Origin of the sequence: [Acidovorax] ebreus TPSY (assembly GCF_000022305.1) — a bacterium.
GTDB classification, from domain to species: Bacteria; Pseudomonadota; Gammaproteobacteria; order Burkholderiales; family Burkholderiaceae_C; genus Diaphorobacter; species Diaphorobacter nitroreducens.
The window spans coordinates 1,594,187-1,611,927 of record NC_011992.1 but is presented as its reverse complement, the minus strand read 5'-3'; the positions used below and the strand labels follow the sequence as shown (position 1 = coordinate 1,611,927).

The window sequence follows — 17,741 nt, the reverse complement described above, 5'->3', positions numbered from 1 at the left end:
CGACAATAATCGCCACCAGCCCTTAGAAAAACTTCACCCATGCACCTGCCCCTGAATGCGCTGCGGGCCTTCGAGGCGGCGGCCCGCCACCTGAACCTGACACGCGCCGCGGAGGAACTGCACGTCACCCAAACCGCGGTGAGCCAGCACATCCGCAACCTGGAGGAACGCGTGGGCAAGCCGCTGTTTCGCCGCCTGCCGCGCGGCCTGGCATTGACCGATGAGGGCCGCCAGTTGGTGCCCGTGCTGTCCGACAGCTTTGCGCGCATCGGCCAAGCCCTGCAGCGCCTGGCCGACACCCGCCCGCGCGAGGTACTCACCGTGGGCGTGGTGGGTACGTTCGCCGTGGGGTGGCTGCTGCCGCGCCTGCGCGCCTTCCATGAAAGCCACCCCTTCGTCGACCTGCGCCTGCTCACGCACAACAACCGCGTGGACCTTGCGGGCGAAGGGCTGGACTGCGCCATCCGCTTCGGCGACGGTGCCTGGCACGGCACCGACGCCGAGCGGCTCATGCCCGCGCCGCTGGCGCCCCTGTGCGCGCCAGAAGTGGCTGCGCGCCTGCGCGAACCCGCCGACCTGGGCGCCGAGGCACTGCTGCGCAGTTACCGCACCGACGAGTGGCCCGCATGGTTCGCCGCTGCCCATGCGCCCTGCCCCGTGCTGCGCGGCGCGGTGTTCGACTCGTCGCTGACCCTGGCCGAGGCCGCAGCCCAAGGCGCGGGCGTGGCGTTGCTGCCCGTGCGCATGTTCGAGCGCGAACTGCGCCAGGGGCGGTTGGTCCAGCCCTTCGCGTGCACGGCAGCGCTGGGCGACTACTGGCTGTGCCGCCTCAAGTCACGCGCCCCGACCGATGCCCTGCAGGCGTTCCGCGACTGGCTGCTGCGCGAGTCCGCGCCGCCGCAGTGATGCCACCCCGCCAGCAAAATCACATCAAAAAAGCCTTTCAGCCTTATAAATCAAGCGCCGGCAGCTATAAAAGTGGAAGCACCCTGGTTGAAAAAATGCCTGCGCGGCGCAGCCCCGCAATGGGCATAATCGCCGCCATGAACTGGCCCCGCCTCTCGCTCACACTGCGCACCTGGGTGCTGGGCTGGTTCATGGCTTCGCTGGGCGTGGCCGTGGCCTCGCCGCTGGTGCATCCACAGTCCCTGCAGCTGGTGTGCTCGGCCTCGGGCGCGGTGATGCTGATGGTCCAGGCGGACGACGGCAGTGTGGGCGCCCTGGGCGCGTCCGGTATGGACTGCCCCTTGTGCGCGCCCGCAGGCGCACCGCCCGCCCCCGAAACCGCGTTGGTCGAGCCGCCTCCACCTTTGGCCCATGCGCTGCAACCCATCGAGGCGGCGCGCATTGCCGCGGCCACCGCAGCGCCGCTGCCGGCGCGCGGCCCTCCCTCGACTCTCTGACCCTGCCGGGCCGCAAGGAGCCTGCTGGCTCCCCAAGCGGCCCTTACCACGCCCACGCACTGGGTGTGCCTTGCCGCACGAGACAGCACCACCCCCCGCGCACCACTGGGGCGGCGCGCTGCACTCGTCGGCCGTTCTTCTGCAGAGACCGAGAGAGTTTTCACGCATGTTCCGTATCGACATACGCCAGAGCGCCGGCGCGTTCACCTTGGCCGCGCTGGCCGGTGCCGCCCCCGCCCAATCCACCGACCCGCTGACGCCCACCCTGCCCACCGTGGAGGTAAGCGACGCCACCCAGGCCCCCGGCCTGCTGCCGCTGGACACCCCGGTGGAGACCGGCAGCCGCCTGGGCCTGACCCCGCGCGAGACGCCCGCCAGCGTCACCGTGGTGGACCGCAGCACCATCGAAGCGCGCGGCGCCCAGGACACCCAGGAGGTCCTGCGCGCCATCCCCGGCGTTTCTGCCCACAACGCCCCAGGCTCCATGTCGGCCAGCTACCGTGGCTTCACCGGCAACTCGGTCACCCAGCTCTACAACGGCATCACCGTCCACTACGGCAGCGCGACGCGCGCCGTGGACAGCTGGATTTACGACCGCGTGGAGGCCGTGGGCGGTGCATCGAGCTTTCTGTATGGATCAGGCGCCGTGGGTGGCTCCCTCAACTACATCACCAAGACGGCCGAACGCTACGATTTCAGCGAAGGCCAGCTGCGGCTGGGCCAGAACAACCTCAAGGAAATCTCGCTGGGCCTGAACCGCCGTCTGGGAAGCAGCGATGGCACGGCGGGCACGCAGCATTTCGCGCGCATCGATCTGAACCACCGCAATGCCGGCAGCTGGGTCGAAGGAATGCACACACAATCCACCCAACTGGCTACCTCGCTGCTGTCCGACTTCGGGGGCGGCTTCACGCACACCCTCGCCTACGAACTGCAAAAAGATAACGTGGACCGCCCTTACTGGGGCACACCCACACTCAATCCGACGGCCGGGGAAACCCGAATCGACCGAGCCACCCGGTTCAAGAATTACAACAGCGCCGACGGCATCTACGCTCACCAGGTGCAATGGCTGCGCTCGATTGCCCAATGGCGCACCTCCGATGCGCTGCAGTTCAAGAACACGCTCTATGCCTATGACGCGCTGCGGGACTACCGCAACGTGGAAACCTACCGTTTCAATGCCAGCAACACCCAGGTGATCCGCACGGGCACCTACCTGCAACGCCATGATCAGAAAGTGCTGGGCAACCGTTTCGAAGGCACCTACAAAGGCAGCCTGGCTGGCCGCAAGAGCGACTGGGCCTTCGGCCTGGATGTGAGCGTGAACCGGCAAACGCGCTTCCCCAACGGACTCTCCAGCATCGTGAGCACGGTGGACCCCTACCAGTTCACGACTGAGAACTTCTTCGACATTCCCGACATGCAACCGGGCTTCAACCCGGACCGCGACAACAAAACCACGTCCACGGCCTTGTATCTAGAGAACCGCACCGCGGTGCTCCCCGCCCTCCACCTCGTCACCGCCCTGCGCCACGAGCGCATCGAGCTGGACCTGACCAACCGACGCGCCGTCACGACCGCCAACCCCGCGACCTTCAGCCGCGGCTACCGCCCCACCACGGGACGCATCGGTATGGTCTGGGACATAGCTCCCGACGCGAATCTCTACGCACAGTACGCCACCGCCGGCGATCCGCCCTCCGGCTCGCTCTCCACCGCGACCTTCGGGGATGTGCGCAACAACAGCGAGCTGACGACCGGACGCCAGTTCGAGCTGGGCAGTAAATTCGATTTCTGGGACCGCAAGGGCTCCGCAACCCTGGCCGCTTTCCAGATCACACGCAACAACATCGCCTCGCAGGACCCCAACAACCCCGGCCTGACCATCCTGGTCGGCGAGCAGTCCTCCCGGGGTATTGAACTCGCGGTGGGCCTGCGCCCTTCCGTCCAATGGCAAGTGCAGGCCAACCTGATGGCAACCCGTGCCCGGTACGAGAACTTCATGCAGGGCGGGGTTTCGCTGGCCGGCAAGACCCCCACGTTCACGCCCGAACGCGTCGCCAACCTGTGGGTGACCTACGCCATCACCCCCATCCTCCATGCCAGCGCGGGACTGCGCCATGTGGGCAAGACCTATGCCGACGCGGCCAACACCATTTACTGGCCGTCATACACGCTGCTCGATCTGGGGCTGTCCTGGAAGATCAGCAAGACAGCCTCGCTGACCGGGCGCCTGCGCAATGCCACCGATCGGATCTACGCCGCCGAAGGACGCCCGGGCCAGGCCTACCTGGGCGCGCCGCGCACGGGCGACGTGACGCTGCACGTCGCCTTCTGAGCAACCGGAGGCCATGATGGTGCATGCCAAACGCTGGCTGTTTCTGGTCCACCGCTGGCTGGGCGTGCTGCTGTGCGCCTTCTTCGCCATGTGGTTCGTCTCCGGCGTGGTGATGATGTACGTGGGCTATCCCAAGCTCACGCCCGCCGAGCGGCTGATGCACCTGCCGCCGCTGCGCGGCGCCGCCGTGGCGCTGGAGCCCGACCAGGCCCTGGGCGCCGCCGGGCTGCAGGGCCCGCTGCGCGACCTGCGGCTGGCCGTGGCCAACGGCGGGCGGGCGGTGTACCTGGCCACGCCCCAGCCGTCCAAGGCCGCCCCGCCCGGCGACGCACGCCCGCGCGGCGCCCCGGTGGTGATCGACGCCCGCACCGGCGCCGTGCTCACGGCCGTCGACGCGCCACGGGCATTGGCCAGCGCTGCAGCCTACGCGCAGGGTCCGGCCCATGCCGTTCACGAAGGCACGCTGCAGGAAGACGCCTTCACCCACTCCCGCGCGCTGGACATGCACCGGCCCCTGCACCGCGTGCGCCTGGGCGATGCACACGACACGGTGCTCTACATCTCCGGCACGACCGGCGAGGTGGTGCGCGATGCCACACGCACCGAGCGCCAATGGAACTACGCGGGCGCGTGGCTGCACTGGCTGTACCCGTTGCGCGGCGGCCTGGTGGACCGCTACTGGGCGGACATCGTCAATGCGCTGTCGCTGCTGGGTATCGCCGCAGTGGTCACAGGCGGCGTGATCGGCATCCTTCGCTGGCGCTTCGCGGGCACCTACCGCAGCGGCCGGCGTACGCCGTTCCCGTCCGCATGGGCGCGCTGGCACCACGTGGCGGGCCTGCTGTTCATGGTCGTCACGCTCGCCTGGATCTTCAGCGGCCTGATGTCCATGAACCCCTGGCGCATCTTCGACAGCGGCGCACCCGCTCTGCGCACCAACGCCATGCACGACGGGCCCCTGCAGCTGCCCCACGCAGGCGCACCCGTGGCCGCCCTGCTGCAGGCTGCGCCCACCGACACGCGCGAACTGCGGTGGAGGCGCACCGCCGGCCATACGCTGGTGCAGGCGTTGCCCGCCTCTGGCCCGCCCACGGTGCTGGACGCGCATACCGCCCTGCCCCACGCATGGCAGCCGGGCGAGCTGGAAGCCGCCGCAGCCCGGCTGGTCGATGCGCCGCTACAGCGCGTCGAGACCCTGCGCGCGTACGACGCTTATTACTACACGCGGGACGCCCACACCATGACCGGCGGCACCGACAAACCGCTGCCCGTGCTGCGGCTGGTGTTCGGTGACCCGCACGCCAGCTGGGTGCACCTGGACCCACACACGGGCGCCGTGCTGGGTCGGCTGGACCGGCACCGCCGCACCTCGCGCTGGCTGTTCGGCCTGCTGCACAGCTGGGACTGGCTGCCACTGCTGCAGCGCCGGCCGTTGTGGGACGTGCTGCTGGTGGCGCTGAGTGTGGGCGGCACGGTGATCAGCCTGAGCGGCATCGTGCTGGGCTGGCGGCGCGTACGGCGCAAGCTGGGCTGGCACACACCTGCCGCACCCCAGGCCCCGATGCGGTGATGGACAGCGCTGCATACTCGGGTGCATGCCCGCCACGTCTGCCCTGCCCGTTCTGTATTCGTTTCGCCGCTGCCCCTATGCCATCCGCGCGCGCATGGCGCTGGCGGTGAGCGGCCAGCGCTGCGAACTGCGCGAAGTGGTGCTGCGCGACAAGCCGGCGGCGCTGCTGGCCGTATCGCCCCAGGCCACGGTGCCCGTGCTGGTGCTGCCGGGGCAGGTGCTGGAGCACAGCCTGGACATCATGCGATGGGCTTTGGCGGCCCATGACCCGCACGGCTGGCTCATCCCCGACCGGGGCGAGCTGGACGCCATGCTGGAGCTCATCGCGCAGTGCGATGGTCCGTTCAAGCGGGCGCTGGACCGTTGCAAGTACCCCAACCGCTACCCTGACGCCAGCCCGGCGGACGAACGGGCCGCCGCCCATGCCTGGCTGCGGGTGCTGGAACAGCGCCTGGCCTTGGAGCCGGGCGGGCACCTCTTCGGCCCACGCGCCGCCTTGGCCGACATGGCCATCGCGCCCTTCGTGCGCCAGTTCGCCGGCATCGACGACGCGCAGTGGCAGGCCGCGCCCTGGCCACATCTGCGCGCATGGCTGGTGCGCTGGCAGCAGTCGCCGCTGTTCCTGGGCGTCATGCACAAGTACGAGGCCTGGAAGCCCGGCGCGCCGCCCGTGGTCTTCCCACCCCCAACCGCGTGAGATGGGTTGGAGACGGGGTGAAGACGAGGTGAAGCGCCGCGGGGCGCCCGAAGGCGCCCCGCGAGAGGTCAAAAAAGACGCGTAGTTATGCCCGGGCCAGCGTGTCCGGCGCGCCGCGCCCGCCGCGCACCAACAGCACCAGCAGCAGCACGGCAAACACCAAGAACCAGACAAACGACCAGTTGGCGATGGAGCCGCCGAGGAACGTCCAGTCCACCGCCGTGCAGTCACCCGAGCCGCGGAAGATCATGGGGATGGCGCGGCTGATGGGGTAGTTCTCGATCATTCCGTAGAAGTCGCGCCCGCAAGTGGCGATCTCTGGCGGGTACCACTGCAGCCAGCTCTGGCGCGCGGCCGTGAAGCCGCCAAAACCCGCCGCCGCCAGCGCCAGCACCGTCCAACCCATCCACCAGCCTTTTGCGCCTCTAGCGCTTGCCAGTCCTGCGAAGACCGCTACACCTATGAGAGCATAGCGCTGCACGATGCACATCGGGCAAGGCTCCAGTCCCACCACATGCTGCAGGTACATGCCAAAGGCCAGCATGGCCACGCAGGCGGCACTGATCAGCGCCAGGATGCGGCGCGGGGCGGTATCAATCCAGTTCAACAACACTTTTTGTTTTCCTTGCAGGGAGCGGCCTCCGCATCCGCTCCCTTGGCAGGCAGCGGCGCTCAAATGCCGGCGGCTTCGTCCAGAAACACCTTGGCGCGCCGCGGTGTCACCACCAGCGTCTCGCCCTCACGCAGCCCCATCTCGTGGAATTGCTGCGCCGGAATCTGCGCTTCGATCAACGCGTCCGAGGGCGCATTGTCCGCCGATTGGGTATCGCCCTCGGGGATTAGTTCCAGCCGCGCGATCGGCCCCACCACGATGGCGCGCGCCAACTGCACCACGATGCCGCGCGGGCGCCCGTGCGCGTCCAGCGCCTGGCCGGGGGAATAGCGCTCCACGTCCAGGTCGTGCGGGCGCACGTAGGCGAACGCGCGCGCATCGTCGGCGTGCTGGGCCTCGGGGCTCTCCAGCTGCATGCCGTCGTCCAGGTACACCCGGCCGTCGTTGGCGCGGCCCTTGAACAGGTTCACGTCGCCCAAAAAGCCATAGACGAATGGGCTGGCAGGGTTGTCCCATACCTGCTGGGGCGTGCCCTGCTGCTCGATGCGTCCCTGGTTGATGACGACCACGCGGTCGGCCACTTCCAGCGCCTCCTCCTGGTCGTGCGTGACGAAGATGCTGGTCACGTGCAGTTCGTCGTGCAGGCGACGCAGCCAGCGGCGCAGCTCCTTGCGCACCTTGGCGTCCAGCGCGCCGAAGGGCTCGTCCAGCAGCAGCACCTTGGGCTCCACGGCCAGCGCGCGCGCCAGGGCGATACGCTGGCGCTGCCCGCCCGAAAGCTGGGAGGGATAGCGGTCGGCGATCCAGTCCAGCTGCACGAGCTTGAGCAGGCTCATCACCTTCTCCTTGATCTGCGCTTCGGACGGCCGCTCCTTGCGCGGCTTCATGCGCAGGCCGAAGGCCACGTTGTCAAACACCGTCATGTGCCGAAACAGCGCGTAGTGCTGGAACACGAAGCCTACGCCGCGCTCGCGCACGTGCACGTCGGTCGTGTCCTCGCCGCTGAAGTGGATGCTGCCCACGTCGGGGGTCTCCAGCCCCGCGATGATGCGCAAGAGCGTGGTCTTGCCGCAGCCCGAGGGGCCCAGGAGCGCGATGAGTTCGCCCGACTGGATGTCCAGGCTGACGTCGCGCAGCGCCTGGAAGTCGCCGAACTGCTTGCTGACGTTGCGGATTTCAATGCTCATGTGTTCATCCTTCAGCGCGGCGCGCCGGGCGCGGGCGCAGGCCGCTCGGGCGGCAGCGCGGCAGCAGCCTTCATTTCCTGTTCGCTCTTCCACTCGGCCACCGACTTGATGACCAGCGTGACCAATGCCAGCAGTGCCAGCAGCGAGGCGGCTGCGAACGCGGCCACCGATTGGTATTCGTTGTAGAGGATCTCCACGTGCAGCGGGATGGTGTTGGTCTGGCCGCGGATGTGGCCCGACACCACCGACACCGCGCCAAACTCGCCCATCGCCCGGGCATTGCACAGGATCACGCCGTACAGCAGGCCCCACTTGATGTTGGGCAGCGTCACGTGCCAGAAGGTCTGCCAGCCGCTCGCGCCCAGCACCACCGCCGCCTGCTCCTCGTCGTTGCCTTGCGCCTGCATCAGCGGGATCAGTTCACGCGCGATGAACGGGAACGTGACGAACACGGTGGCCAGCACGATGCCCGGCACGGCGAAGATGATCTTGATGTCGTGCGCCGCCAGCCAGGGCCCCAGCCAGCCGTTGGCGCCGAACACCAGCACGTACATCAGGCCCGCCACTACGGGCGAGATGGAGAACGGCAGATCGATCAGCGTGGTCAAGAAGGCCTTGCCCTTGAACTCGTACTTGGCGATGCACCACGCCGCGGCGATGCCGAACACCAGGTTCAGCGGCACGGCGATCACGGCAGTGAGCAGCGTGAGCTGGATGGCAGACCAGGCGTCGGGCTCGCGCAATCCCTCCAGGTAGGCATTCACGCCCTTGCGCAGCGCCTCGGTGAACACGGCGGCCAGCGGCAACACCAGGAACAGCAGCAGGAACACCATGGCAAGGCCAATCAGCGCCCACTGGATCCAGCGCGCCTCGGTCGTTCCGGCCTGCGCGCGCCGCACGGTACGGGTGTTCGCGGCGCTCATGCGGGTGCTCCTGCGTGGCGGCGCTGCCAGGCCTGCAAGGCGTTGATGACCAGCAGAAGGACGAAAGAGATCACCAGCATCACCACCGCCACGGCAGTGGCGCCTGCGTAGTCGTACTGCTCCAGCTTGCCGATGATGATCAGCGGCGTGATTTCAGACACCATGGGCATGTTGCCGGCGATGAAGATGACGGAGCCGTACTCGCCCACGGCACGCGCGAACGCCATGGCAAAGCCGGTGAGCAGCGCGGGCATGATGGCCGGCAGGATCACGTGGCGAAAGATCTGCCAGCGCGTGGCGCCCAGGCTGGTGGCCGCTTCTTCCAACTCCTTCTCGCTGTCTTCCAGCACTGGCTGCACCGTGCGCACCACGAATGGCAGGCCGATGAAAATCAGCGCAATCACAATGCCGTTGGGGTTGAATGCGAGCTGGATGCCCAGCGGCTCCAGGTACTGCCCCACCCAGCCATTGCCCGCGAGCAGTGCGGTGAGCGAAATACCGGCGACCGCTGTGGGCAGCGCGAACGGCAGGTCCACCAGTGCATCCACGATCTTCTTGCCCGGGAACTTGTAGCGCACCAGCACCCAGGCGATGAGCAGGCCGAACACCAAGTTCACGCAGGCGGCGATGAACGAGGCACCGAACGTGAGGCGGTACGACGCCAGCACGCGCGGCGACGCCACCGCTTCCCAGAACTGCGGCCAGGTCATGGTGAACGTCTTGAGCAGCAGCGCCAGCAGCGGGATCAGCACGATGATGCTCAGGTAAAACAGCGTGTAGCCCAGCGTGAGGCCAAAGCCGGGCAATACCCTCTTGGCTCGCCTGGGGGCGCTTTTCTTGCCACTCATATGGAGTTATCCGTTATTCGCCGCCAGTCAAAAGCCGGTGCGGCCCACGCCCGCAGGCACCGCGCTTGCATGCGCGGGCACCGCCACCCTACCCGGGCAGTCATGGCGGGGTGAAGGCGCCAGGCGGCTCAGGGGCGTGTTCACTGCTTATTTGCCAGGCGTGTAGAGCTTGTCGAACTGACCGCCGTCGTTGAAGTGCACCTTCTGCGCCTCGGTCAGCGAGCCAAAGTACTTGGCCACCGTGAACTGCTGGATGGGCTTGAACAGGTCGGCATGCTTCTTGAGCACCGCCTCGGAGCGCGGGCGGATCGCGTGCTTGGCGGCGATCTCCTGCGCTTCATCCGAGTACAGGTAGTCGAGGTAGGCCTTGGCCAGTTCGCCCGTGCCCTTCTTGGCGACCGTGCGCTCCACGATGGCCACAGGGTTCTCGGCCGTCACGCTCACCGAGGGATAGACCGCATCCACCTTGCCCTTGCCGAACTCACGCTCCACCGACACCACCTCCGACTCGAACGTGATCAGCACGTCCCCAATGTTGCGCTGCAGGAAGGTGGCCGTGGCATCACGCCCACCCTTGGCCAGCACGGGCACGTTCTTGTAGAGCTTGCCCACGAACTCCGCCGCCTGCGCGTCGCTGCCGCCCTTCTCGCGCACCGAGCCCCAGGCGCCCAGGTAGGCGTAGCGGCCGTTGCCACCGGTCTTGGGGTTCACCACCACCACCTTCACATCGGGGCGGATCAGGTCGTTCCAGTCCTTGATGTTCTTGGGATTGCCGTGGCGCACCAGGAACAGCATGGTGGAGGTGGTGGGCGATGCGTCATGCGGGAATTTCTTGGCCCAGTCCTTGGCCACCACGCCGTTGTCCGCGAGGAACTGCACGTCGGTGGTGGTGTTGAAGGTGACCACGTCGGCGGCCAGGCCATCGTTCACGGCGCGCGCCTGGGCGCTGGAGCCGCCATGGGCCTGGTCCACCTTGATGTCCACGCCCTTGGTTTTCTTGTAGTGGGCGATGAAGGCCTGGTTGTAGTCCTTGTAGAACTCGCGCGCCACGTCATAGGAGACGTTCAGCAGCGCATTGGCCTGGGCCGAGGCCAGCCCGCTGGCCGCCAGGGCCAGCGTGGCGAGAAGGGTCTTGAGCTTGGTTGCCGGGGTCATAGGAGCGCCTCCACGTTGCAGGAAATCATGCATTGTGGAGAGCGCAGGTTAAAACTCAAAAGAATATATTTTTGTAAATTTATCCACGGATGAGCATATGCAATGACATCTGGCACGCAGGCTCCCGGCACCGCCATTGAAAGCCAAATTGGTCTCTAGCCCTTATGCGATGAGCGCTACCAGCTATCAAAAGCAAAGCACCCTTACATCGCCCCCCCACTGGGGATCAAGCCGCACCGCCCATGCATCCCGCGCTCTTGCGTACACCACGCGCCGCCGCATCAGCGGGGCAGTGCCGCGCCGGCCGTGGCCGTGTCGCCCCGCTCACAGACCGCGGCGGAATGGCCGGGCACGGTTTCACCCAGAAAGTCCAGGAAGCTGCGCACCGCCGGCGACAAGCCGCGACGCGACGCAAACACTGCATGCACCACGCTGCGCGGCTGCGTCCACTGGGGCAGCAGGTGCACCAGCCGGCCCTCCTGCAATTCGGACATGCACATGTAGTCCGGCATCCAGCACAGGCCCGTGCCCGCCAACGCGGCGAATTTGAGCGTCAGCAGGTCGTCGGCCACGTAGCGCGGCGTGAAGTGCACGGTTTCCTCGCGCCCCTCGGGGCCGATCAGGCGCAGGCTGGCGCGCCCGTCGGCCGCGGACATGGCCAGCGTGTCCAGCAGCGCCAGGTCGCGCAGCGAGGTGGGCGTGCCCTGGCGCCGCAGTTGCTCGGGGCTGGCCACCAGCAGCAGGCGCACCTCGTCCAGGCGCTTGACCACCATGCTGCCGCTGTCCTCCAGCGTGGGGCGCACGCGCAGCGCCACGTCCACGCCCTCTTCCACCACGTTCACCACGCGGTTGGTGACCTGCATCTCCAGGCGCACCTGGGGGTGGCGCTGCAGGAACTGCGGCATCAGCTCGGCCACCACCGTCTGCGCCAGCGTCACCGGGCAGGTCACGCGCACGGTGCCGCGCGGTTCGGTCTGTACCTGGTCCACCGTGTCCTGCGCTGCCTGGGCCGAATCACGCATGGCCTGGCAATGGCGCAGGTAGGCCTCGCCCACCTCGGTGAGCGACAGCGTGCGCGTGGTGCGCTGCAGCAGGCGCACGCCCAGGCGCGCTTCCAACTCGGCCACGCGGCGCGACAGGCGCGACTTCGGGATCCCCAGCGCCCGGCCCGCCGCGGCAAAGCCGCCGCGCTCGGCCACCTCGGCGAAATAAAGCATGTCGTTCAGATCCTGCATCGCTCGCCTTTCGTTCCAAATTCAGAACAATCTATCGCATCACCGCCTGCTTATCAAACATTCGGTCCAAAACGACAATCTATCCATCGCCCCATTGCGGGTTTGTCCCTATCTCCAGGAGATTTCCATGCAACTGCTGCACATCGATTCCGCCATCACCGGTGACCAGTCCGTCTCGCGCCAGCTCACGGCGCAGATCGTCGAGGCCTGGAAGGCCAGCCATCCCGCCACCCAGGTGAGCTACCTGGACCTGGTGGCCGACGCGCCTGCGCACTTCACGATGGATGCGATGGCACCGCGCACCGGCCAGACCGACGGCCTGAGCGAGGCGCAGCAGCGCGAGAACGCCGTGTCCGAGCGGCTGGTGAGCCAATTCCTGGCGGCCGACGTGGTGGTGATCGGCGCACCGTTCTACAACTTCGCCATCCCCACGCAGCTCAAGGCCTGGATCGACCGCATCGCCCAGCCCGGCCGCACCTTCCAGTACACCGCCAACGGCCCCGAGGGCCTGGCCAAGGGCAAGACGGTGATCGTGGCGTCGAGCCGCGGCGGCGTGTATTCCACCAGCGAAGGCGGCCGCGCCATGGAGCACCAGGAAAGCTACCTGCAGACCGTGCTGGGCTTCTTCGGTGTGACCGACGTGCGCTTCGTGCGCGCCGAGGGCGTGGCTATGGGTGGCGATGCCAAGGCCCAGGCCCTGGCCGCCGCCGCCCAGGCGATCGAGGCCCACGTAAAGGCCCATGCCGCCAACCAGGACCGCGTCAGCCAGGCCGCCTGACCAGCCCCGGCGCCTCGCCAAACAAAACCCGCCTCCGGCCATGCCCGGGCGGGTTTTTTCCTATCAAAATGGGTTCTAACCCTTGATTTTCAAGCGTGGCAAGCTATCGAATCGATAGCAATCGTCAGCCATTGTGGCGCTTGACCCAGGCGATGTACCGGTCCATCCAGCGCTGCAAGAAGTCCTTGCTGCCCTCGCCGATGGTGCCGTCTTCGTTGAACAGGCCGTCCTTGGCATGGATGAATGCCTCGGGCTGGCCCAGGGTGGGCATGTCCAGGTAGGCCAGCACATTGCGCAGGTGCTGCTGCGCCATCGCCGTGCCCATGGCGCCGATGGACACGCCGATCACACCCGCGGGCTTGCCCGCCCAGGCGCTCTGGCCATAGGGGCGCGATGCGTTGTCGAGGGCGTTCTTGAGCACGCCGGGGATGGAGCGGTTGTATTCCGCCGTGACGAACAGCACGCCCTGCGACCCGGCGATCTCCTTCTTGAGCCGTTGCACGGACTCGGCCTGCTGGCCGTCGTCGTCCTGGTTGTACAGCGGCAGGTCGTCGATGCGCACCTGGTGGAATTCGCAGTCCGCGGGCGCCATGCGCGCCAGCGCATGGGCCAGCTTGCGGTTAAACGAATCCTTGCGAAGGCTGCCGACGACGACGGCAATGCGGTAGTGGCTCATACGGACCCTTTCTGGCAGAGGTAGGCGCCGCGCAGCGCCATCGCCGTGGCGGGCGGCCGGACCATCTTACGGGCCGCCGTGGAACGCTGCTGTCAGACAAGCGGCGGTCACGGCACCGGGGCCGGGGCCGGTCGAGGCCCCCCGCCGCGCGCCATCACCAGCCTGCCAGCACCGAGCCCTTGAACTGCGTCTCGATGAAGCGGCGGATCTCCTCGCTCTGGTAGGCCTTGACCAGTTGCGCCACCCAGGGCTTGTTCTTGTCGGCCTCACGCACCACGAGCAGGTTGACGTAGGGGCCGTCCGGGCTTTCCTGCGCGATGGAATCGGTCTTGGGGTTCAGGCCGGCGGAGATGGCGAAGTTGGTGTTGATGGCCGAGGCGTCCAGGTCGTCCAGCGAGCGCGGCAGCTGCGCGGCGTCCAGCTCCACGAACTTGAGCTTCTTCGGGTTGCCCACCACGTCCAGCGGCGTGGCCTTCAGGCCTGCGCCGTCCTTGAGCTTGATGAGGCCCTGCGCCTGCAGCAGCAGCAGCACGCGGCCGCCGTTGGTGGGGTCGTTGGGAATGCCGAAGCGCGCGCCTTCCTTCAGGTCAGCCAGCTTCTTGACCTTCTTGGAATACAGGCCGATGGGGAAGTTGACGGTGTTGGCCGCCACGGCGAACTTGTAGCCACGGTCCTTGATCTGCGCATCCAGGTAGGGCTTGTGCTGGTAGCTGTTGGCGTCCAGGTCGCCGGCGGCCAGAGCCGCGTTGGGCTGCACATAGTCGCTGAACTCCACAACCTGGATCTTCAGGCCCTGCTGTTCGGCCACTTTTTTGACCTGCTCGAAGATCTGCGCGTGCGGGCCCGCCGTCACGCCGATCTTCAGCGGCTTGTCCTGCGCCAGGGCGTGGCCCGAGAGGCCGGCGGCCATTGCCAGGGCCAGGGTCGATTGGAGCAGGGAGCGCTTGGAAATCACGGGAAACCTTTCATACCGTTACAGGGAGAGCCGGCATCGTAGCGCCCGCGGCGCGCCCTCAGAACGAATACTTTTCCATATCCAAAGAACCCGCACACATGAAGAGCACCCGGACAGCAGAGCACGTGCGAAGGTGAAAGGCCGCGCATTCTCCACCGCCCCGGGAAGGCCGCGGCGGCGCCCCGTCAGCCCTTGAGCGCCACGTTGTTGAGCTTGTCCAACCGCGCGGGCCAGCCGCCCTCCTCGGCCGACTGCAGCAGGATGCGCGTCCAGGCGATCCAGGCGTCCCACTGCACGCGCTTGTCCCAGGCGTTGCCCCAGGCGCTGAAGGCCTGCAGCGCCCCGCGTGCGGCGCACGCCGCGTCGTGCGCGCGGCCGGCCGACAGGTACAGCTGTGCCAGCACCATCTGCGGCTCGCCCACCCAGGGGTTCAGGCGCACGGCCTGCTCCAGCGTGGCCGTGGCGCCGTCCAGGTCCACCAGCGGCTGCGCCAACTGGATCACCGACCAATACAGGGCCGTGGCGGCCGCCTCGTCCTGCGCCGTCAGGCCCTGGCTGCAGTGGTCGAACACGGGCGGCAGCGGCAACTGCCCGCGCAGCCCGGGGTGCTGCAACGCCAGGCCCAGCGCCGCGATCTGGCTGACCATGCGGGCCGTGGGGCGCATGGGTCCGGGCCACAGCGACGCGGCCCAGTGCACGGCCTGCGGGCGCGAAGGATCGACGGCGGGAAAGCGCGAGTAGATGTCGTCCTGCCAGCTGAACCACTGCTCAATGGTGTCGGCCATGCTGACGATGGTGAAAGCCGCCACCTCGTAGGGTGCGAGGTGCACGGTCTGGCGCGGCGCGGGGCCGTTCTTCTCCACGACCAGTGAGCCGTCGGCCTGCAGCTCGCCGGCCAGCACCTTTTGCACGAACTGCGCGCGGCTCATGGTGCAGAACAGGTACACCAGGTGCTCTGCGCTCTCGCCCACCAGCGCCTGCAGGCGGCCGCGCTCGCTGGCTGCGTCGAACTTCACCAGGTCGACGAAGGCATTGCCGTACACGCTGTGCAGCAGCCCGAGCAGACGCACGTCCCGGGGCTGGCCCCACAGCGCCAGCGACCGGGCCACGCCCACCAGGTGATGGCGGAAGGTTCCGGCCTTGTGCCAGTCCTGCCCCACACCGCGCGCCAGCACCATGGGCAGCACGGGAGCCAGATCGGCATCGTGGGCCAGCCATTCATCGTCCAGCAGGGACTGGGCGCGCTGGAACAGCGCGTCATCCGGTGGCGCAAAGGCGGGCAGTGCGGACATGGCGGGGTCTCCTTCGTGGTAGTGGCTTTGCCATCGAGTATCGGCCAAGCCGCCCGCACACGCAGTTCTTCTGTCAAAACAGCCCGCAGCGCCCGCTGCACAAGCGCCAGAAGCTATCAAATCAGGAGCTTACACATCCCGTGTGCGCCCCCCTGTCCTGCATCAGCGGTGCGACAGGCGGCGCACGGCCCAGTCACCCAGGCTCTGGATGGCTTGCACGAAGAAGATCAGGATGACCACCACGGCCAGCATGATGTCGGGCAGGAAGCGCTGGTAGCCGTAGCGGATGCCCAGGTCGCCCAGCCCGCCGCCGCCGATGGCCCCGGCCATGGCCGAGTAGCCCGTGAGGCTCACGAAGCTGATGGTCAGGCCCGCCACGATGCCCGGCAGGGCCTCGGGCAGCAGCACCTTCCACACGATCTGGCCGGTGGTGGCGCCCATGGACTGCGCGGCCTCCACCAGGCCGTTGTCGACCTCGCGCAGCGCCGTCTCCACCAGCCGCGCCACGAACGGCGCGGCGGCGATGGTCAGCGGCACCACGGCCGCCCAGGTGCCGATGGACGATCCGGTGATGAAGCGCGTGAACGGGATGATGGCCACCAGCAGGATGATGAACGGCGTGGAGCGCACGGCATTCACGATCCAGCCCACGATCTTGTTGGCCGGGCCGTTCTCCAGCACGCCGCCCGCATCCGTGAGGCGCAGGAACACACCCAGCGGAATGCCCACCAGGCCGCCGACGATGCCGGACACGCCGACCATGATGATCGTCTCCCACAGCGAGGTGACGAACAGCTCCAGCATCATTTCAGAAAAGTTCTCGAACATCGCCCGCCCCTCAGCCTGTCACTTCCACGGTGCGCACCACCACGCCGTTGGCACGCAGATAGTCGATGGCCGCGCCGATGCGCGCCATGTTGCCGCTGGCATACACCGCCAGCGAACCGAAGGTCTGGTCCTGGATCTCGTCGATCTGGCCATGCAGGATGGACAGGTCCAGTCCCAGCTCGCGGATCAGGTGCGACAGGATCGGCTCGTAGGCATGCTCGCCCGCATACGACAGGCGCAGCAGCTGGCCGCTCGCGCCCGGCTCCAGCCGCGCGGCCAGGCTGCGCACGCGCGCCAGCACCCCGGCGGGCAGCTCCTGGGGCACGATCTCGTCGATCAGGCTCTTGGTGATGTCCTGCTGCGGGCGGGTGAACACGTCGACCACCGGGCCCATCTCCACGATGCGGCCCGCGTCGATCACGGCCACACGGTCGGCAATCTGCTTGATGACCTGCATCTGGTGCGTGATCAGCACCACCGTCACGCCCATTTCGCGGTTCACCTGGCGCAGCAGGTCCAGGATGGAACGGGTTGTCTCGGGGTCCAGCGCGCTGGTGGCCTCGTCGGACAGCAGCACCTTCGGGTTGCTGGCCAGCGCGCGCGCAATGCCCACGCGCTGCTTCTGCCCGCCCGAGATCTGCGCCGGGTAGCGGTCGGCCAGGTGCGCCAGGCCCACCAGGTCCAGCAGCGGGTCGATGCGCTTCTTGATCTCGGCCCGCGGCATGCCCGCCAGCTCCAGCGGCAGCGCGGCGTTGTCGAACACCGTGCGCGACGACAGCAGGTTGAAGTGCTGGAACACCATGCCGATCTCGCGGCGCGCGGCGCGCAGGTCGGCGTCGGACAGTTGTGTCATGTCGCGCCCCGCCACCATCACCTGGCCGGCGGTGGGCCGGTTGAGCAGGTTGATGACGCGGACCAGCGAACTCTTGCCCGCGCCCGAACGGCCGATGATGCCGAACACCTCGCCCGGCGTGACATGCAGGTCGATGCCGCGCAGGGCTTCGACGGGGCCCTGCGGGCCCGGGTAGATCTGGGTGATACCCCGAAGGTCAATCATGAAATGCAATGCAAAGCGCGCGCAGGCTGCCCCCTCAGGGATGGCCAGCCGCGGCGGGTGAAGATCAGAACAGCGCGTGAATGTAATTGTTCGTTATGAAAAACCCAACGAACAAAAAGTAGGCACATAAGACGGCCCCGTTATGAGGCGTGCTTCAGCGAGCCGGGCGCTGCCCCTGCCGGG

17 protein-coding genes are annotated in these 17,741 nt (G+C 67.5%); 6 read left to right on the top strand and 11 right to left on the bottom strand.

All coding sequences use genetic code 11. The annotated features are described in order from the left end of the window. Nucleotides 1-39 precede the first annotated feature (39 nt). The 5 genes from DTPSY_RS07660 to DTPSY_RS07640 all read left to right on the top strand — a co-directional run bounded on the left by DTPSY_RS07660 (nt 40) and on the right by DTPSY_RS07640 (nt 6,011). The gene (locus tag DTPSY_RS07660; RefSeq protein WP_015913103.1) at nt 40-906 is read left to right on the top strand and encodes a LysR family transcriptional regulator; all 867 of its coding nucleotides are present in this window, start codon (nt 40-42) and stop codon (nt 904-906) included. A 137-nt stretch (nt 907-1,043) separates the two neighbouring features. After that, a complete protein-coding gene (locus DTPSY_RS07655) occupies nt 1,044-1,403 on the top strand; it encodes a DUF2946 family protein (RefSeq protein WP_041838994.1) in 360 nt (119 codons plus the stop codon). A gap of 166 nt (nt 1,404-1,569) precedes the next feature. Continuing rightward, nucleotides 1,570-3,744: a TonB-dependent receptor gene (locus tag DTPSY_RS07650; RefSeq protein WP_015913101.1), complete on the top strand. Its 2,175-nt coding sequence runs from the start codon at nt 1,570-1,572 to the stop codon at nt 3,742-3,744. Between the two features lie 16 nt (nt 3,745-3,760). Then, nucleotides 3,761-5,314: a PepSY-associated TM helix domain-containing protein gene (locus DTPSY_RS07645; protein ID WP_015913100.1), complete on the top strand. Its 1,554-nt coding sequence runs from the start codon at nt 3,761-3,763 to the stop codon at nt 5,312-5,314. A 25-nt stretch (nt 5,315-5,339) separates the two neighbouring features. Beyond that, nucleotides 5,340-6,011, top strand: a complete 672-nt coding sequence (locus DTPSY_RS07640) for a glutathione S-transferase (RefSeq protein WP_015913099.1) — start codon at nt 5,340-5,342, stop codon at nt 6,009-6,011. An 85-nt stretch (nt 6,012-6,096) separates the two neighbouring features. On the opposite strand, the gene DTPSY_RS07635 is transcribed toward DTPSY_RS07640, so the two are convergent. From DTPSY_RS07635 to DTPSY_RS07610, 6 genes are all read right to left on the bottom strand, one after another. Beyond that, the gene (locus DTPSY_RS07635) at nt 6,097-6,624 is read right to left on the bottom strand and encodes a disulfide bond formation protein B (RefSeq protein WP_015913098.1); all 528 of its coding nucleotides are present in this window, start codon (nt 6,622-6,624) and stop codon (nt 6,097-6,099) included. Between the two features lie 59 nt (nt 6,625-6,683). Further along, a complete protein-coding gene (locus DTPSY_RS07630; RefSeq protein ID WP_011805541.1) occupies nt 6,684-7,811 on the bottom strand; it encodes a sulfate/molybdate ABC transporter ATP-binding protein in 1,128 nt (375 codons plus the stop codon). A gap of 11 nt (nt 7,812-7,822) precedes the next feature. After that, the gene (gene cysW / locus DTPSY_RS07625; RefSeq protein ID WP_015913097.1) at nt 7,823-8,734 is read right to left on the bottom strand and encodes a sulfate ABC transporter permease subunit CysW; all 912 of its coding nucleotides are present in this window, start codon (nt 8,732-8,734) and stop codon (nt 7,823-7,825) included. Then, nucleotides 8,731-9,582: a sulfate ABC transporter permease subunit CysT gene (gene cysT / locus DTPSY_RS07620; RefSeq protein WP_011805543.1), complete on the bottom strand. Its 852-nt coding sequence runs from the start codon at nt 9,580-9,582 to the stop codon at nt 8,731-8,733. The genes cysW and cysT overlap by 4 nt, the downstream gene beginning before the upstream one ends. A 147-nt stretch (nt 9,583-9,729) precedes the next feature. Continuing rightward, nucleotides 9,730-10,737, bottom strand: coding sequence for a sulfate ABC transporter substrate-binding protein (locus DTPSY_RS07615; RefSeq protein ID WP_015913096.1), 1,008 nt, complete (start codon nt 10,735-10,737; stop codon nt 9,730-9,732). A 281-nt stretch (nt 10,738-11,018) separates the two neighbouring features. Next, on the bottom strand, nt 11,019-11,972 hold the full coding sequence (locus tag DTPSY_RS07610) for a LysR family transcriptional regulator (RefSeq protein WP_015913095.1): 954 nt from the start codon (nt 11,970-11,972) through the stop codon (nt 11,019-11,021). A 127-nt stretch (nt 11,973-12,099) separates the two neighbouring features. On the opposite strand from DTPSY_RS07610, the gene DTPSY_RS07605 reads away from it, so the two are divergent. Further along, the gene (locus DTPSY_RS07605) at nt 12,100-12,750 is read left to right on the top strand and encodes an FMN-dependent NADH-azoreductase (protein WP_015913094.1); all 651 of its coding nucleotides are present in this window, start codon (nt 12,100-12,102) and stop codon (nt 12,748-12,750) included. A 124-nt stretch (nt 12,751-12,874) separates the two neighbouring features. Here the strand turns inward: DTPSY_RS07605 and DTPSY_RS07600 are convergent, their stop codons facing one another. From DTPSY_RS07600 to DTPSY_RS07580, 5 genes are all read right to left on the bottom strand, one after another. Beyond that, complete coding sequence (locus DTPSY_RS07600) at nt 12,875-13,426, bottom strand: NADPH-dependent FMN reductase (protein WP_011805547.1); 552 nt, start codon at nt 13,424-13,426, stop codon at nt 12,875-12,877. 154 nt (nt 13,427-13,580) lie between these two features. Next, nucleotides 13,581-14,381: a MetQ/NlpA family ABC transporter substrate-binding protein gene (locus tag DTPSY_RS07595; protein WP_011805548.1), complete on the bottom strand. Its 801-nt coding sequence runs from the start codon at nt 14,379-14,381 to the stop codon at nt 13,581-13,583. A 185-nt stretch (nt 14,382-14,566) separates the two neighbouring features. Beyond that, entirely contained in the window at nt 14,567-15,673 is a 1,107-nt protein-coding gene (locus DTPSY_RS07590; protein WP_015913093.1) for a DUF6817 domain-containing protein, read from the bottom strand. Nucleotides 15,674-15,835: 162 nt separating this feature from the next. Beyond that, the gene (locus DTPSY_RS07585; protein ID WP_011805550.1) at nt 15,836-16,501 is read right to left on the bottom strand and encodes a methionine ABC transporter permease; all 666 of its coding nucleotides are present in this window, start codon (nt 16,499-16,501) and stop codon (nt 15,836-15,838) included. A gap of 10 nt (nt 16,502-16,511) precedes the next feature. Continuing rightward, nucleotides 16,512-17,558, bottom strand: a complete 1,047-nt coding sequence (locus DTPSY_RS07580) for a methionine ABC transporter ATP-binding protein (protein ID WP_011805551.1) — start codon at nt 17,556-17,558, stop codon at nt 16,512-16,514. Nucleotides 17,559-17,741 lie beyond the last annotated feature (183 nt).

What these genes read in the sequence shown, in the direction of transcription:
- cysT (WP_011805543.1), bottom strand. Translation starts at nt 9,582, where the DNA reads ATGAGTGGCAAGAAAAGCGCCCCCAGGCGAGCCAAGAGGGTATTGCCC.
- cysW (WP_015913097.1), bottom strand. Translation starts at nt 8,734, where the DNA reads ATGAGCGCCGCGAACACCCGTACCGTGCGGCGCGCGCAGGCCGGAACG.
- DTPSY_RS07640 (WP_015913099.1), top strand. Translation starts at nt 5,340, where the DNA reads ATGCCCGCCACGTCTGCCCTGCCCGTTCTGTATTCGTTTCGCCGCTGC.
- DTPSY_RS07615 (WP_015913096.1), bottom strand. Translation starts at nt 10,737, where the DNA reads ATGACCCCGGCAACCAAGCTCAAGACCCTTCTCGCCACGCTGGCCCTG.
- DTPSY_RS07650 (WP_015913101.1), top strand. Translation starts at nt 1,570, where the DNA reads ATGTTCCGTATCGACATACGCCAGAGCGCCGGCGCGTTCACCTTGGCC.
- DTPSY_RS07605 (WP_015913094.1), top strand. Translation starts at nt 12,100, where the DNA reads ATGCAACTGCTGCACATCGATTCCGCCATCACCGGTGACCAGTCCGTC.
- DTPSY_RS07600 (WP_011805547.1), bottom strand. Translation starts at nt 13,426, where the DNA reads ATGAGCCACTACCGCATTGCCGTCGTCGTCGGCAGCCTTCGCAAGGAT.
- DTPSY_RS07645 (WP_015913100.1), top strand. Translation starts at nt 3,761, where the DNA reads ATGGTGCATGCCAAACGCTGGCTGTTTCTGGTCCACCGCTGGCTGGGC.
- DTPSY_RS07630 (WP_011805541.1), bottom strand. Translation starts at nt 7,811, where the DNA reads ATGAGCATTGAAATCCGCAACGTCAGCAAGCAGTTCGGCGACTTCCAG.
- DTPSY_RS07585 (WP_011805550.1), bottom strand. Translation starts at nt 16,501, where the DNA reads ATGTTCGAGAACTTTTCTGAAATGATGCTGGAGCTGTTCGTCACCTCG.
- DTPSY_RS07655 (WP_041838994.1), top strand. Translation starts at nt 1,044, where the DNA reads ATGAACTGGCCCCGCCTCTCGCTCACACTGCGCACCTGGGTGCTGGGC.
- DTPSY_RS07580 (WP_011805551.1), bottom strand. Translation starts at nt 17,558, where the DNA reads ATGATTGACCTTCGGGGTATCACCCAGATCTACCCGGGCCCGCAGGGC.
- DTPSY_RS07590 (WP_015913093.1), bottom strand. Translation starts at nt 15,673, where the DNA reads ATGTCCGCACTGCCCGCCTTTGCGCCACCGGATGACGCGCTGTTCCAG.
- DTPSY_RS07660 (WP_015913103.1), top strand. Translation starts at nt 40, where the DNA reads ATGCACCTGCCCCTGAATGCGCTGCGGGCCTTCGAGGCGGCGGCCCGC.
- DTPSY_RS07610 (WP_015913095.1), bottom strand. Translation starts at nt 11,972, where the DNA reads ATGCAGGATCTGAACGACATGCTTTATTTCGCCGAGGTGGCCGAGCGC.